This window comes from Pseudoxanthomonas sp. 3HH-4, assembly GCF_006716465.1.
Lineage (GTDB): Bacteria > Pseudomonadota > Gammaproteobacteria > Xanthomonadales > Xanthomonadaceae > Pseudoxanthomonas_A.
Genome location: NZ_VFPB01000002.1, coordinates 478723 through 492725, shown reverse-complemented (window position 1 = coordinate 492725; position 14003 = coordinate 478723). Strand labels below are relative to the sequence as shown.

At 66.3% G+C, this 14003-nt stretch carries 14 protein-coding genes; 9 read left to right on the top strand and 5 right to left on the bottom strand.

The window, feature by feature from the left end; translation table 11 throughout:
* Positions 1-24: 24 nt before the first annotated feature.
* The 3 genes from FB548_RS09700 to FB548_RS09690 are packed head-to-tail and all read right to left on the bottom strand — an operon-like array spanning position 25 to position 3356.
* Positions 25-1041, bottom strand: coding sequence for a zinc-binding alcohol dehydrogenase family protein (locus FB548_RS09700; RefSeq protein ID WP_142124563.1), 1017 nt, complete (start codon positions 1039-1041; stop codon positions 25-27).
* Positions 1038-2102, bottom strand: coding sequence for an aldo/keto reductase (locus tag FB548_RS09695; RefSeq protein ID WP_142124562.1), 1065 nt, complete (start codon positions 2100-2102; stop codon positions 1038-1040). Before FB548_RS09695 ends, FB548_RS09700 begins: the two co-directional genes overlap by 4 nt.
* Positions 2103-2132: 30 nt before the next feature.
* A complete protein-coding gene (locus FB548_RS09690) occupies positions 2133-3356 on the bottom strand; it encodes an MFS transporter (protein WP_142124561.1) in 1224 nt (407 codons plus the stop codon).
* Positions 3357-3454: 98 nt separating this feature from the next.
* Here FB548_RS09690 and FB548_RS09685 point away from each other — a divergent pair, with 98 nt between their 5' ends.
* Entirely contained in the window at positions 3455-4375 is a 921-nt protein-coding gene (locus tag FB548_RS09685) for a LysR family transcriptional regulator (RefSeq protein ID WP_142124560.1), read from the top strand.
* Here FB548_RS09685 and FB548_RS09680 read toward each other — a convergent pair whose 3' ends face one another.
* Positions 4376-5179, bottom strand: coding sequence for a class III extradiol ring-cleavage dioxygenase (locus FB548_RS09680; protein ID WP_142124559.1), 804 nt, complete (start codon positions 5177-5179; stop codon positions 4376-4378). It lies immediately after the preceding gene.
* A 332-nt stretch (positions 5180-5511) separates the two neighbouring features.
* Between FB548_RS09680 and FB548_RS09675 the strand changes: the two genes are divergently transcribed.
* The 4 genes from FB548_RS09675 to FB548_RS09660 all read left to right on the top strand — a co-directional run bounded on the left by FB548_RS09675 (position 5512) and on the right by FB548_RS09660 (position 8485).
* The gene (locus tag FB548_RS09675; protein WP_142124558.1) at positions 5512-6585 is read left to right on the top strand and encodes an OmpA family protein; all 1074 of its coding nucleotides are present in this window, start codon (positions 5512-5514) and stop codon (positions 6583-6585) included.
* Positions 6586-6779: 194 nt separating this feature from the next.
* Complete coding sequence (locus FB548_RS09670; RefSeq protein WP_142124557.1) at positions 6780-7283, top strand: hypothetical protein; 504 nt, start codon at positions 6780-6782, stop codon at positions 7281-7283.
* Positions 7284-7330: 47 nt separating this feature from the next.
* Entirely contained in the window at positions 7331-8122 is a 792-nt protein-coding gene (locus FB548_RS09665) for a pseudouridine synthase (protein WP_142124556.1), read from the top strand.
* Positions 8123-8197: 75 nt separating this feature from the next.
* Complete coding sequence (locus tag FB548_RS09660; RefSeq protein WP_142124555.1) at positions 8198-8485, top strand: hypothetical protein; 288 nt, start codon at positions 8198-8200, stop codon at positions 8483-8485.
* A gap of 21 nt (positions 8486-8506) precedes the next feature.
* Here FB548_RS09660 and kbl read toward each other — a convergent pair whose 3' ends face one another.
* Positions 8507-9706, bottom strand: a complete 1200-nt coding sequence (gene kbl, locus FB548_RS09655; protein WP_142124554.1) for a glycine C-acetyltransferase — start codon at positions 9704-9706, stop codon at positions 8507-8509.
* A gap of 223 nt (positions 9707-9929) precedes the next feature.
* Here kbl and FB548_RS09650 point away from each other — a divergent pair, with 223 nt between their 5' ends.
* Genes FB548_RS09650 through FB548_RS09635 form a run of 4 tightly spaced genes read left to right on the top strand, consistent with a single transcriptional unit; the run spans position 9930 to position 13832 of the window.
* Complete coding sequence (locus tag FB548_RS09650) at positions 9930-10949, top strand: sulfate ABC transporter substrate-binding protein (RefSeq protein ID WP_142124553.1); 1020 nt, start codon at positions 9930-9932, stop codon at positions 10947-10949.
* 1 nt (position 10950) lies between these two features.
* Positions 10951-11811, top strand: a complete 861-nt coding sequence (gene cysT / locus FB548_RS09645; RefSeq protein WP_142124552.1) for a sulfate ABC transporter permease subunit CysT — start codon at positions 10951-10953, stop codon at positions 11809-11811.
* 1 nt (position 11812) lies between these two features.
* A complete protein-coding gene (gene cysW / locus FB548_RS09640) occupies positions 11813-12772 on the top strand; it encodes a sulfate ABC transporter permease subunit CysW (RefSeq protein ID WP_142124551.1) in 960 nt (319 codons plus the stop codon).
* 10 nt (positions 12773-12782) lie between these two features.
* The gene (locus FB548_RS09635) at positions 12783-13832 is read left to right on the top strand and encodes a sulfate/molybdate ABC transporter ATP-binding protein (RefSeq protein WP_142124641.1); all 1050 of its coding nucleotides are present in this window, start codon (positions 12783-12785) and stop codon (positions 13830-13832) included.
* The last annotated feature ends 171 nt before the right edge of the window (positions 13833-14003 follow it).

The following is a 14003-nucleotide window of genomic DNA, read 5'->3' as shown; positions in this document are numbered from 1 at the left end:
GTCGCTCCCACCGCTATCGCGCCATCACCAGCCGGCGAGCACCAGCTTGCCGATGGTGGTGCCGGATTCCAGCCGGCGATGGGCTTCGCGCAGGTTCGCCGCATTGATCGGCGACAGGGTGCCAGTCAGCGTGCCGCGCACGTCGCCGGCGTCGATCAGGTCCGCCACGCGGTCCAGCAGTGCGCCCTGTTCGCCCATGTCGGCGGTACGGAAGCGCGGGCGGGCGAACATCATTTCCCAGTGGATGCCGATGCTCTTGGCCTTGTACGGATCGCCGATGCGCAGTTCGCCGCGCGGCTCGACGATCAGGCCGACGTGGCCCAGCGGCGCCAGCAGGTCGCCCAGTTCGGTCCAGTAGCGGTCGGTGTCGGCCAGATTCAGGACAGCATCAATGCTGTCGAAGCCCAGGGCCTTCAGCTGCGGACCCAGCGCTTCGCGATGGTTGATGACGTGGTCTGCGCCGAGCGCCTTGCACCAGTCGATCGTGTCCTGTCGCGACGCAGTGGCGATCACAGTGAAGCCGGCCCGCTTTGCCAACTGGATCGCGATCGAGCCCACGCCGCCTGCACCGGCAATCACCAGCAGCGACTTGCCCTTGCCACCGCGCTCGGGCGAGTAGGGCATGCGGTGGAACAGCAGCTCCCATGCCGTGATGGTCGTCAGCGGCAAGGCAGCGGCCTGCGCGAAGTCCAGCGACGCGGGCTTGCGGCCGACGATGCGTTCATCGACCAGCTGCAACTGCGCATTGCTGCCGGGGCGGGTGATGTCGCCCGCGTAGTAGACCGCGTCGCCGGGCTTGAAGCGCGTCACCGCCTCGCCGACGGCTTCCACCACGCCGGCGGCGTCGTAGCCGAGCACCTTCGGTTGCGCCTCGATCTGCGGCTTCGGCGCGCGCACCTTCGTGTCGACCGGGTTCACCGACACGGCTTCCACACGCACGAGGATGTCGTGACCGGTGGCGGTAGGCGTTTCGAGTTCGACATCCAGCAGCGATTGCGGATCGTCGATGGGCAGGTAGCGGGTCAGGGCGACGGCTTTCATGGGGCGGCTCCGGCGGACGGGGGAAAGGCTTGGACGGGAAGCGGGCTGCGTTCGGAAAAATGGCCGCGCCAGTAGGGATAGTAGGGATACGGTGCTTCCACCGCGCTGGCGGCGTCCAGGCGCGCGATCTGGTCGGCCGACAGCTGCCAGCCGATGGCGCCCAGGTTCTGTCGCAGCTGTTCCTCGTTGCGCGCGCCGATCAGTACGGTCGAAACGGTGGGGCGCTGCAGCAACCAGTTGATGGCGATCTGCGGTATCGACTTGCCGGTTTCCTCGGCGACGATATCCAGCGCGTCGATGATGCGGAACAGGCGCTCCTGTGCGATGGGCGGCCCCACATCGGCCGTGTCGTGCAGGCGGCTGGTGGTCGGGAGGGGTTGCCCGCGTCGCAGCTTGCCGGTCAGGCGACCCCAACCCAGCGGACTCCACACTACCGCTCCTATCCCCTGGTCGATGGCCAGCGGCATCAGTTCCCACTCGTAGTCGCGGCCGGCCAGCGAATAGTAGGTCTGGTTGGCAACGTAGCGGGTGTAGCCGTAGCGTTCGGCGATGCCGAGCGATTTCATCAGCTGCCAGCCGGCATAGTTGGACACGCCCAGGTACCGCACCTTGCCTGCGCGGACCAGGCCATCGAGCGTGGACAGGGTTTCCTCGACCGGTGTCAGCGCATCGAACGCGTGCAGCTGCAGTAGGTCGAGATAGTCGGTGCCAAGCCGCGCAAGAGAGGCATCCACCGCCTTCAGCAAGCGGAAGCGCGAGGCGCCGGCATCGTTGGGGCCTTCACCCAGGCGCAGGCCGGTCTTGCTGGACAGGATGACCTGATCGCGCCGGCCTTGCAGAGCCGCGCCCAGGATCGATTCGGACGCGCCGTCCGAATAGACATCGGCGGTGTCGAAGAAGGTGAGGCCCGCCTCCAGACTGATGTCGATCATGCGGCGCGCCTGCGCGGTATCGGTGTTGCCCCAGGCGCCGAACAGCGGCCCCTTGCCGCCGAAAGTGCCGGCGCCGAAGCCGAGTGCAGAGACCTTCAGGCCGGAACGGCCGAGAAAACGGGTTTCCATGGGAAGCTCCTCAAGCGTAAGGAAAGGAGATCAGGCGCATCCGTCGGCCTGCAGTGATGGGGTGGCACCTGCTGCGTGAATCGCCTGACGTCGCTCCAGCGCCAGCGCCCACAGTGCAATGGCGAACGCGGACGCCGGCACCAGCGCGGCGACCCATGGCAGCGCCGACAGGCCCAGGCCCTGCGAGATCACCACGCCGCCCAGCCACGCGCCGAGCGCATTGCCGAGGTTGAAGGCGCCGATGTTGAGGCTGGACGCCAGGCTCTGCGCATCGCTGGCCTTCTGAAGCACCCACAGCTGCAGCGGCGAGACGGTCGCGAAAGCGGCAGCGCCCAGCAGGCCGGTGAAGAGGATCATCGCCCAGCGGCTGTGCAGCGCGAAGCTCATCGCGCCCATCACCAGCGCCAGCAGCGCCAGCGTGCCGAGCAGGGCCGTGGCCAGTCGGCGATCGGCGAAGCGTCCGCCCAGCAGGTTGCCGACGATCATGCCTACGCCGAAGACCAGCAGGATCGGCGAGACCGCCGCATCGGCGAAGCCCGTCACCTGCGTCAGCAGTGGCTGGATGTACGTGTAGACGGTGAACATGCCACCGAAGCCGAGCACGGTCATCAGCAGGCCGAGCAGCACCTGCGGGCGGCCGACCACGCGCAGTTCGTCGCGGAACGCCAGTGGAGCCAGCGCGCTGCGGTCGGCCGGGACCAGCGTGGCGATGATCACGGTGGCGAACACTCCGATGGCGGTGACGGCCCAGAACGTTGCGCGCCAGCCGTACTCCAGTCCCAGCCAGGCGCCCGCGGGCACGCCCAGCAGCGTGGCCACGGTCAGGCCGGTGAACATGATCGAAATGGCCGAGGCTTTGCGGTCTTCGCTGACCAGGCCGGTGGCGACCACCGCGCCGACGCCGAAGAACGTGCCGTGCGCGAGCGACGTGATCACGCGCGCGACCATCAGCAGTTCGTAGTTCGGCGCCAGGGCGCAGGCGAGGTTGCCGAGCGTGAACACGATCATCAGCGCCACGAGTACCGCCTTGCGCGGCATCCGGTTGGTCGCGGCGGTCAGCAGCGGAGCGCCGACGAACACGCCCAGCGCATAGCCGGAGATCAGCAGGCCCGCGGCGGCGATGGAGACGTGGAGATCGGCGGCGACCTGCATCAGCAGGCCCATGATGACGAATTCGGTGGTGCCGATGCCGAACGCGCCGGCGGTGAGCGCGTACAGGCCCAGCGGTAACCGGAAGGAGGGAGTGGGGGACATGGGGTGGGTGGGTAGGAGAACGAGGCGCGCAGCTTGCGTCTTCCCTTCATGATGGGAAACGGCGAATATGAAGAATCACTATCAATGAATTATTGATAATGGAACGTATCGGTGACCTGACCCTGTTCCTGCGCGTGCTCGATCTCGGGTCGATTACTGCAGCGGCTCACAGCCTGGATCTCTCGGTCGCCGTGGCCAGCCAGCGCCTGAAGCGGCTGGAGACGGAACTGGGTGTGCGCCTGCTGCACCGGACGACACGTCGCCTGCATCCCACGCCGGAAGGCGCCGCGCTCGCCGAGCAGGGGCGGGTGCTGGTGGAAGAGATTGAAGCCCTGGGCAGCGGCCTGCGCGGAGCAGCGCGCGAGGTCGCCGGCACGCTGCGGGTGACGACGTCCGCATCCTTCGGGCGCCAGTACGTCTCGCCGCTGCTGCCGGCCTTCCTTGCACGCCACCCGAAGCTGCGCCTCAGCATCCACCTCAGCGACAACGTCGTGGATCTGGTCAGCGAAGGTTTCGACCTGGCGATCCGCATCGGTGCGCTCGACGACTCGCGGCTGGTCGCGCGACGGATCGCCCCCAATCGCCGCGTGCTGTGCGCATCGCCCGACTACTTGCGCCGGCGTGGTCGGCCGCACACGCCCGACGAGCTCGCCGAGCATGACTGCCTGCTGCTGTTCGGTAGTGGCGGCCGGCAGGATGTGTGGCGGTTGGGCATGCCAACGGGCGGCGAAGTTGCGGTGCGGGTGCAGGGACGCTTCGAGAGCAACTTCGGCGAAGTCCTGCGAGACGCCTCGCTGGCGGGCGAGGGCATCGTCATCCATTCGCTGTGGCATGTCGCCGACGATTTGCGTGCCGGTCGGCTGGAGGTGCTGCTGCCGGACTACCCGCTGGCCACGACCGCGATCAGTGCGGTGATGCCGCAGCGCCGCCTCGTTCCGCCGCGCGTGCGTGCCTTCACCGACTTCCTGATCGAGCAGTTCGGTGACAACCCGCCGTGGGAGCGCGGGCTGCAGGCCTGATCAGGCCGGCTCGAAAGCGAAGGCATCCAGCGCCAGGCCACCCATCTCGACGTCGCGATGTAGCAACCGGCCCGTGGCGCCATCGCCGCCGGCGCCCAGGGCGACGTACAGCGGGACCAGGTGCTCGGTAGTGGGATGGTTGCGGTGGGCGTCCGGCAAGGCGGTCCAGTCCAGCGCGCCCGCGATGTCGCCGGCCAGCAGCCGCTCGCGCAGGGCATCGGTGAACGCGGCCACCCAGTCGTACGGCGCTGCCTGCACGTGTTGCCAGTCCAGGGCACGCAGGTTGTGCGAGAACCCGCCGGATCCGACCACCAGCACGCCCTGCGCGCCCAGCGGTGCCAGGGCCCGCCCCAGCCGGTAATGCCACTCGGCTGTCTGCGCCGGGTTCACCGACAGCGCGATCACCGGGATGTCGGCGTCGGGATACATCCGCCGCAGCGGCACCCAGACACCATGGTCCAGCCCGTGGCGGCCATCGACCTGGACGGGGAAACCGGCGTCCCGCAGCAACCCGGCGATCTGATCCGCCAACGCTGGGGTGCCCATGGCGGGGTACTGGATGCGATAGAGCGCCTCCGGGAAGCCGCCGAAGTCATGGATCGTGTCGGGTGCGGGGGTGGCCGTGACGGTGGGACGCGCATGGATGAAGTGGGCCGATGCCACGACGATGGCCCTGGGTCGCGGCAATCGTTCGCCAAGGTGATCCAGGAAGCGGCCGGTAGGAGAGTCCTCGACCGCCATCATGGGAGAACCATGCGACAGGAAGAGGCTCGGGAGGTGTACGACGGGGATGGGCAGGTTCATGATGCGAACATCGGCTCCTGCGGAGGACTTGCCAAGATGCCTCCGTGCACCGGTGTGTTGCCCACCCACAGGAGTATCGTCATGCATCCCAAGGACCGGGCGCCCTGCGTCGCTGCCCCCGTGAAGATCTGCGCTAGTTCCCTTCAAGAGTGTTAACCTTGCCCGACTTGTTATGGTACCGTTAACACAGTCTTCACGTACCGACGCATAATCTGTTCAGCAAGGCGATGGATCCCTGTCGTCTCGAATAACAACTAGAAACGCCGGAACCACCGCAACAGACGTATTTCGGTTTCTCTACAACTGAACTTTTACAAGGAAAGGAGCTGCAAATGAACAAGAAGATTCTCTGCGCCGCGCTGCTGGGCGGCCTGAGCCTCGCTAACCACGCGATGGCGCAGGAGTTCGACGACCGTTGGTACCTCACCGGCTCCGCCGGCTTCAACCTGCAGGACGACGATCGCCTCACCCGCAACGCCCCGTTCCTGGGCCTGGGCCTTGGCAAGTTCATCAGCCCCAACTGGTCGTTGGACGGTGAGCTGAACTACCAGAACCCGAAGTTCGAAGACAACCGTGACGCCCTGTGGAGCCAGTACGGCATCTCGCTGGACCTGCGTCGCCACTTCATCCAGGAAGGTCGCGGCTGGAACCCGTACATCGTTGCCGGCCTCGGCATGCAGCGTTCGGAAGAAGAGTCGCTGATCAACGCGTCGAACCAGACCCGCGACAACAACCTGGCGGCCAAGCTGGGCGTAGGTCTGCAGACCACGCTGGACAAGCGCGTCGGTGTTCGCGCCGAACTGGCCTACCGTGCAGACTTCAACGATCAGAGCGCTGCTGCTCCGCAGGAAGACTGGTTCGGCGACGTCCTGGCCTCGGTCGGCGTTGTGATCCCGTTGGGTCCGAAGGCCGAAGCCGCTGCGCCGCCGGCCCCGCCGGCTGCGCCGAGCTGCGCGGACCTGGATGACGACGGTGACGGCGTCAACAACTGCGACGACAAGTGCCCCGGCTCGCAGGCTGGCCAGACCATCGGTCCGGACGGCTGCCCGGTGCAGGTTTCGATCGACCTGAAGGGCGTGAACTTCGACTTCGACAAGTCGACCCTGCGTCCGGACGCGATCGCCATCCTGAGCGAAGCTGCCGAAATCCTGAAGCGTTACCCCGACCTGCGCGTCGAAGTGGCCGGTCACACCGACCTGTGCGGTGCCGATGCCTACAACCAGTCGTTGTCGCAGCGTCGTTCGCAGACCGTGTACGACTACCTGACCAGCAACGGCGTGGATGCTTCGCGTCTGGTGGGCCCGGTGGGTTACGGCGAGAGCCGTCCGCTGGAGCCGACCGCGCAGACGCTGCCGGGCTGCAAGAGCGAGCGCAACCGTCGTACGGAACTGAACGTCCAGAACTGATCGGACGCTCATCCCGCAACACCCGAAGCCCGGCCCAGTGCCGGGCTTCGTTTTTTCCAAAGACATACGCGGGATTTGCGTGACCGCGTTTCCGTCTTGCGCAATGCAGGACGATGGAGGCTTGCAATTCCTTGCCATGCCAGGAGGGGCTGCCTAAACTCGCCGCACGAACAGGAATACTCAGGAGTTCAACGATGCGCCGTCACGTCCTCGCCAGTCTGCTGTGCATCGTCGCGATTCCTGCCGCCCATGCCGCGCCCGACTGCACGGGCAGTCTCGTGCCGGTGCCGTTGAAGAGATCCAATACGGTGATCGCGCCGGTCGCACCGGAGTTCACTGCCACCGCCACGCAGCTGGGTGCTCCTAGCGGTGTGCTGGCGTCGCATGCATTCGACGAAGCGCAGTCGGTGGACCGCGTGCTGATGCGCCTGCGTATCGAGGGATGTCGCAACGTTGCCAAGGCGCTGCCCGCGCCCGCGTCTGCAGCGGCCGCCACTGCGAGCCCGGCGGCGTACCAGCCGAAAACCGCGCACGACAACTCGCCCTGGCGATTCGACATGAGCCAGAACGGCAAGCGCATGACCGCCGATGAGTTCGATGCCTGGATGAAGTCGCGTGGCGTGCGCGTGGTCAAGGCGCCTGGTGCGCCGGCCGCTGCACCCGCGCCGGCTCCCGCCGAACCGGCCAAGAAGAACTGATCGACGAACGGCCGGCACCCCCGGCCGTTTTCCTGCCGGACACCACCATGCCTGAGCGCAGAACGCCTCGCGATACGCGGACGACCGCGCGCCAGGGCGTGCCCGGCAGTCCCGCAACACGACACGGATTGGCGCGCATCCTGTCCAAACAGGGCGTCTGTTCGCGCACGGAAGCCGCGCGCTGGATCACCGAGGGCCGGGTGTCCGTCGATGGGCGCATCGTTCGCGATCCGGAATTTCCCGTGGTCGCTGGCCGTGCTGTCGTGCGCGTGGATGGCCAGGCGGCTGCGGCGGCGGATCGCCACTACCTGATGCTCAACAAGCCTCGCGGCCTGGTCACGACGACGCGCGACGAGCGCGGGCGCGACACGGTCTACCGTTGCCTGGAAGGCGCCGGCCTGCCGTGGACCGCGCCGGTCGGGCGGCTGGACAAAGCCAGCGAGGGTCTGCTGCTTTTCACCAACGACCCGGAATGGGCCGCACGCGTCACGGATCCGGCATGCGGGCCCGACAAGACCTATCACGTGCAGGTCGATCGGGTGCCCGACGAAGCATTGCTGCGCGCGCTGCAGGCTGGGGTCCACGTCGGAGGGGAACATCTGGCTGCCCGTCAGGCGCGCCTGTTGCGTGCCGGCGAACGCAATGCCTGGGTGGAGATCGTGCTCGACGAAGGCCGCAACCGGCAGATCCGACGATTGCTTGAGGCTTTCGACATCCGCGTACTGCGGCTGGTCCGGGTCGCCATCGGACCGTTGGTCCTAGGCACGTTGGCGAAGGGGGCATGGCGCATGCTCGATGCAGCGGAACGCGAAGCGCTGGCGCCGATGACCGGCTGTTGATTGCGCGACCGCGGTCAGCGTTTGCGGCGGTGTGCTTGCCTACACTCGCTCACGCCTGACCACTGGGGAATTGTCATGCTCGACCTGAAGACGCGCCTGCCTGCGCGTTTCGCTGTTCTGTTTGTCATCGGTATGGCGGCGGGCTGTGCCTCGAAACCACCACACGCCCATACCACCGACGCGAAGGAAGAGGTCGTCAGCGTGCGCCCGGGGCCGCATGGCCACCGTTTCGACATGCAGCAGAACGGCCGCAAGATGACGGCGGAAGAGTTCGACGCCTGGATGAAGGCGCGCGGCATTCGCGTCGCCAAGGGTGCGCCAGCCAAGCCGAAGCCTTCCGCTATCGCCAAGCGCGCCCGCTGACCGCGGACGCACAGGCTTTGGTTATGCCTTCAGTACGCCCAACTCGCGACCGATGCGGGTGAAAGCATCGATGGCGCGGTCCAGATGTTCACGCGTGTGCGCAGCGCTCATCTGCGTGCGGATACGGGCCTGGCCCTTCGCGACCACCGGGAAGAAGAAACCGATCGCATAGATTCCCTCCTGCAGCAGGCGCTCGGCGAAGCGCTGCGCCAGCGGTGCGTCGTACAGCATCACCGGGCTGATCGGGTGCACACCCGGCTTGATGTCGAAACCGGCGGCCGTCATTTTCTCGCGGAAGTAGGCGGTGTTGGCGGCCAGCGTCTCGCGCAGATCACCGGCGGCATCGAGCATCTCGAAGGCCTGGATGCCGGCGGCCACGACGTGCGGCGGCAGCGAGTTGGAGAACAGGTACGGTCGCGAGCGCTGGCGCAGCAGTTCGATCACTTCCTTCCTCGCCGTGGTGAAGCCCCCCAGCGCGCCGCCCATCGCCTTGCCCAGCGTGCCGGTGATGATGTCGATGCGATCCAGAACTCCCTTCACCTCGGCCGAGCCGCGGCCGGTGGCGCCGAGGAAGCCGGTGGCATGGCATTCGTCGATGTGCACCAGGGCGTTGTATTTCTTCGCCAGCGCGGTGATCTCGTCCAGCGGCGCGATGAAGCCGTCCATCGAGAACACGCCGTCGGTGGTGATCAGCTTGGTCTTACAGCCGGCCGCATCGGCCGCTTGCAATTGCGCTTCCAGGTCGGCCATGTCGCAGTTTGCGTAACGGAAGCGCTTGGCCTTGCACAGGCGCACGCCGTCGATGATCGATGCGTGGTTCAGCGCGTCGGAGATGATCGCGTCGTCTTCGCCCAGCAGCGGTTCGAACAGGCCGCCGTTGGCGTCGAAGCAGGCAGCGTAGAGGATCGTGTCCTCGGTGCCGAAGAAGTCCGCGATCGTCTTCTCCAACTGCTTGTGCAGGTCCTGCGTGCCGCAGATGAAGCGCACCGAGGCCATGCCGAAACCGTGCGTGTCCAGCGCGTCCTTCGCCGCCTGGATGATGTCCGGGTGGTCGGCCAGCCCCAGGTAGTTGTTGGCGCAGAAGTTCAGCACCGTGCGCCCGTCGGCCAGCGTGATTTCCGCCGACTGCGGGCTGGTGATGATCCGCTCGGCCTTGAACAGGCCCTGGGCGCGGATCTCGTCGAGGGTGGTGGCGTAGTGGGCGGTCAGCGGGTTGGACATGAGGGGCGGACTGGAAGGGAAGGCCGCCATTCTACCTTTCCGTCCGGAGCAGCCTGGCGTCATGCGGGAAGGGCATAAGCGCCCGTCGTTTCGTCATTTCCCCGCGGGCAGGTACGCAAGCAGCATTGCGTTCCGGCTGGCAACAGCCTGTCCATCCTGGGTCCAGGGCGGACGCATTGGTCCGCTCCCCCGTGCACAGGCCGTCTGTGGCTCCAGAACTCCAATGAACACCGATCCGTTCCGACGCCATGCCCGCAATGTCCTGCTCGCCTTAGGCCTGACGCTGGCTGCCGCAACGGGTGCCAAGGACGTCAAGCTGCTCAACGCGTCCTATGACCCGACCCGCGAGTTCTATCGCGAGTTCAATGCCGCGTTCGCCGCTGAATGGCAGAAGACCAAGGGACAGAAGGTCAGCGTCGAGACTTCGCATGGCGGCTCAGGCAAGCAGGCGCGCTCGGTCATAGATGGCCTAGAAGCCGACGTGGTGACGCTGGCGCTGGCCTACGACATCGACTCGATTTCCCAGCATGCCAAGCTGTTCCCGGCGAACTGGCAATCGCGCCTGCCCGAGAACAGCGCGCCCTACACCTCGGCCATCGTTTTCCTGGTGCGCAAGGGCAATCCGAAGAAGATCCGTGACTGGCACGACCTGGTGAAGCCGGGTATCTCGGTCATCACACCGAATCCGAAGACATCCGGAGGCGCGCGCTGGAACTATCTGGCCGCATGGGCGTACGGCCTGACCATATTCAAGGGTGACGAAGCGAAGACGCGCAGGTTCATGCGTGCGTTGTTCCGCAACGTGCCTGTCCTCGACACCGGCGCACGCGGCTCGACCACCACGTTCGTCCAGCGCGGCATCGGTGACGTGTTGCTGGCGTGGGAGAACGAGGCCTTCCTGTCGATCGAGGAACTGGGCCCCGACAAGTTCGACATCGTGGTGCCGTCCCTGTCGATGCGGGCCGAGCCGCCGGTAGCGCTGGTGGATCGCAATGTCGACAAGCACGGCACGCGCGAAGCGGCGCAGGCTTACCTGAAGTACCTCTACTCGCCCACCGGCCAGCGCCTGGCCGCCAAGCACTACTACCGCCCGCGTTATCCGCAGCATGCGGCGCAGGAAGACATCGCGCGCTTCCCGAAGCTGGAACTGGTGACGATCGACCGCATTTTCGGGTCCTGGGCGAAGGCGCAGGCCACGCACTTCGCGGACGGTGGCGTGTTCGACCAGATCCAGGCGAAGTAAGGTGGCGGCAGTTCAACCATGGCCGGGAAAGGCGCGCGCCAGGCGCGTCATCCCCGGTTTCGGCCTCAGCCTGGGCTATACGCTGGCCTGGCTGGGGCTGATCGTCCTGATTCCGCTGGTGGGGGTGTTTGCCAAGGCCGGCGGACTGGGTCCGGCGGGCGTCTGGGCGGTCTGGACGGAGCCCCGCGTGCTGGCAGCGCTGCGCATCAGCTTCGGCACCGCCCTCGCGGCGGCGGCATTCAATGCCGTAATGGGTACCCTGGTGGCCTGGGTGTTCGTGCGCTATCGCTTCCCCGCCAAGCGCGTGTTCGACGCGATGATCGACCTGCCGTTCGCGCTGCCCACCGCCGTGGCTGGCATTGCGTTGACGGCGCTGTACGGCCCGACCGGCTGGATCGGCCAATGGCTGGAAGCCATCGGCATCAAGGTGGCGTACACGCCGTTCGGGATCACCGTGGCGCTGGTGTTTATCGGACTGCCTTTCGTCGTGCGCGTGGTGCAGCCGGTGCTTGCAGAAATCGAGACGGAGCTGGAAGAAGCCGCCGCCACCCTGGGAGCGAACCGCTGGCAGGCGGTGCGGCACGTGGTGTTGCCGACGCTGTGGCCGGCCGTGCTGGCCGGCTTCGCTCTGGCGTTCGCGCGTGGCGTGGGCGAATACGGATCGGTGATCTTCATCGCCGGCAACCTGCCCGGGGTGTCCGAGATCGCGCCGCTGCTGATCACCATCAAGCTGGAAGAGTTCGACTACGAGGGCGCCACGGCAATCGCGGCGGCCATGCTGTTGCTGTCGTTCGCGCTGCTGCTGCTGATCAACACGTTGCAGGCACGTCTGCAGCGCACCGGCAAGCGGGCAGGGGGCTGATATGGGCGACGCTGCTTCTGCCGTCACCGCCATCCTCACGGAGTCGTCCGTCATGGATGCGCATGCACGTCCCGGGCGTCGCCATGCCGCCACGACCGAACCCATCTGGGTCCAGGTGCTGCTGGTGCTGGGCGCGCTCGCCTTCCTGCTGTCGTTCCTGTTGCTGCCGCTGGCGCTTGTGTTCGTCGAAGCACTGCGGGGTGGCTGGGCGGCGTTCGCGACCGCCATCACCGAGGTCGATGCATTGGCCGCGGTGAAACTGACGCTGCTGGTGACCTTCATCGTCGTGCCGTTGAACCTGCTCTTCGGCGTCGCCGCCGCATGGGTGGTCAGCAAGCATGAGTTCCGTGGGAAACGCTGGCTGGTCACGCTGATCGACCTGCCGTTCGCGGTGTCGCCGGTGGTGGCCGGCCTGATCTACGTGCTGATCTTCGGCGCGCAGGGCTGGGCGTATTCGCTGATCGATGAAGGCTGGCGTTTCTCACTGCCATTACTCGGCGACCTGCACCTGCAGTTGCCGAAGATCATCTTCGCGCTGCCAGGCATCGTGCTGGCCACCATCTTCGTGACGTTCCCGTTCATCGCGCGCGAGCTGATGCCATTGATGGAGCAGCAGGGCACCGATGAGGAACTGGCGGCACTCAGCCTGGGCGCAAATGGTTGGCAAACCTTCTGGTGGGTGACACTGCCGAACATCCGCTGGGCGTTGTTGTACGGCGTGCTGCTGTGCAGTGCGCGCGCGCTGGGAGAGTTCGGCGCGGTGTCGGTCGTGTCCGGCCACATCCGCGGGCGCACCAACACGCTGCCGCTGCATGTGGAGATCCTCTACAACGAGTACTCGTACAGCGCGGCGTTCGCGGCGGCCTCGTTGTTGGCGCTGACCGCACTGGTGACGCTGGTGCTGAAGACCTGGCTGGAGTGGCGCCATGGCGAAGCGCTGGCCGCCAACCACCGTCATTGAGAGGACGACCATGGGCATCAAGATCGAACACCTGGGCAAGCGGTTCGGCGAATTCACGGCGCTGGACGACGTATCGCTCGACATCCGCCAGGGCGAACTGCTTGCGCTGCTGGGCCCGTCGGGGTCCGGCAAGACCACGCTGCTGCGCGTGATCGCGGGACTCGAACATGCGGACGGTGGACGCGTGCTGTTCGATGGAGAGGATGCGACGCGCCTCAGCGTGCAGGCGCGGCGCGCGGGTTTCGTGTTCCAGCACTACGCACTGTTCCGCCACCTGACGGTGGAGGAGAACATCGCCTTCGGCCTGCGCGTGCGGCGCGGCCGCGAGCGGATGCTTGATGCCACCATCCGCGCGCGCGTCGCGGAACTGCTTTCGCTCGTGCAACTGGACGGATTCGGCACGCGGTATCCGGCGCAGCTGTCTGGCGGCCAGCGGCAGCGCGTGGCGTTGGCGCGTGCGCTGGCGATCGAGCCGCGCGTGCTGTTGCTTGATGAGCCTTTCGGTGCACTCGATGCACAGGTCCGCCGGGATCTGCGTCGCTGGCTTCGGGAATTGCATGACCGCACGGGTCTGACCACCGTGTTCGTGACGCATGACCAGGAAGAAGCACTTGAATTGGCCGATCGCGTGGCGATTCTCAACCGGGGGCGCATCGAACAACTCGCCAGCCCGGCCGATACCTACGATGCGCCGGCCTCGCCCTTCGTCTACTCCTTCGTCGGTGCGGTGAATCGCCTGCCCGCGCACTGGGAAGCAGGCGCGCTGCAGGTTGCAGGGTTGCCAATGCGGTCGCGTGAGCTGGCGGGGCAAGGGCGGGCCGAGATCTTCGTGCGCCCTGAGGACCTGGAGGTAGTGAAAGAGGGTCCCGGCTGGCCGGCGACGATCATCGGCGCACAGCGGAACGGCCCGCGCCTGCGCCTGCGGGCGCGGCTCCAGGACGATGCCACCGAGGTCGACGTGGACTTGCCCGCCGATCACGAGAGCCCGGCAACGGCTCCCGGACAACCGATGCGTCTGGCACCAAAACGGTTCGGATGGTTTCCCCGAACTGGTGCGTAGGCACCAAGGTGATGCGATGTAAGCTGCTGAATTAATTGAAAAAGAAACCAATTATCCGGCATGAGGACAGGCACTTGACGTCGACGATTGTTGCGGCGCACTATCGGGGCGCAGTTAAAAAACCGTGAAGCTGCGATTGCGGTCTCACGACCGCATCACCGCCACGCCAGC

What these genes read in the sequence shown, in the direction of transcription:
- FB548_RS09695 (WP_142124562.1), bottom strand. Translation starts at nt 2,102, where the DNA reads ATGGAAACCCGTTTTCTCGGCCGTTCCGGCCTGAAGGTCTCTGCACTC.
- FB548_RS09700 (WP_142124563.1), bottom strand. Translation starts at nt 1,041, where the DNA reads ATGAAAGCCGTCGCCCTGACCCGCTACCTGCCCATCGACGATCCGCAA.
- FB548_RS09665 (WP_142124556.1), top strand. Translation starts at nt 7,331, where the DNA reads ATGCCTGAGCGCAGAACGCCTCGCGATACGCGGACGACCGCGCGCCAG.
- FB548_RS09670 (WP_142124557.1), top strand. Translation starts at nt 6,780, where the DNA reads ATGCGCCGTCACGTCCTCGCCAGTCTGCTGTGCATCGTCGCGATTCCT.
- FB548_RS09690 (WP_142124561.1), bottom strand. Translation starts at nt 3,356, where the DNA reads ATGTCCCCCACTCCCTCCTTCCGGTTACCGCTGGGCCTGTACGCGCTC.
- FB548_RS09680 (WP_142124559.1), bottom strand. Translation starts at nt 5,179, where the DNA reads ATGAACCTGCCCATCCCCGTCGTACACCTCCCGAGCCTCTTCCTGTCG.
- FB548_RS09660 (WP_142124555.1), top strand. Translation starts at nt 8,198, where the DNA reads ATGCTCGACCTGAAGACGCGCCTGCCTGCGCGTTTCGCTGTTCTGTTT.
- FB548_RS09635 (WP_142124641.1), top strand. Translation starts at nt 12,783, where the DNA reads ATGGGCATCAAGATCGAACACCTGGGCAAGCGGTTCGGCGAATTCACG.
- kbl (WP_142124554.1), bottom strand. Translation starts at nt 9,706, where the DNA reads ATGTCCAACCCGCTGACCGCCCACTACGCCACCACCCTCGACGAGATC.
- FB548_RS09650 (WP_142124553.1), top strand. Translation starts at nt 9,930, where the DNA reads ATGAACACCGATCCGTTCCGACGCCATGCCCGCAATGTCCTGCTCGCC.
- FB548_RS09685 (WP_142124560.1), top strand. Translation starts at nt 3,455, where the DNA reads ATGGAACGTATCGGTGACCTGACCCTGTTCCTGCGCGTGCTCGATCTC.
- FB548_RS09675 (WP_142124558.1), top strand. Translation starts at nt 5,512, where the DNA reads ATGAACAAGAAGATTCTCTGCGCCGCGCTGCTGGGCGGCCTGAGCCTC.
- cysW (WP_142124551.1), top strand. Translation starts at nt 11,813, where the DNA reads ATGGGCGACGCTGCTTCTGCCGTCACCGCCATCCTCACGGAGTCGTCC.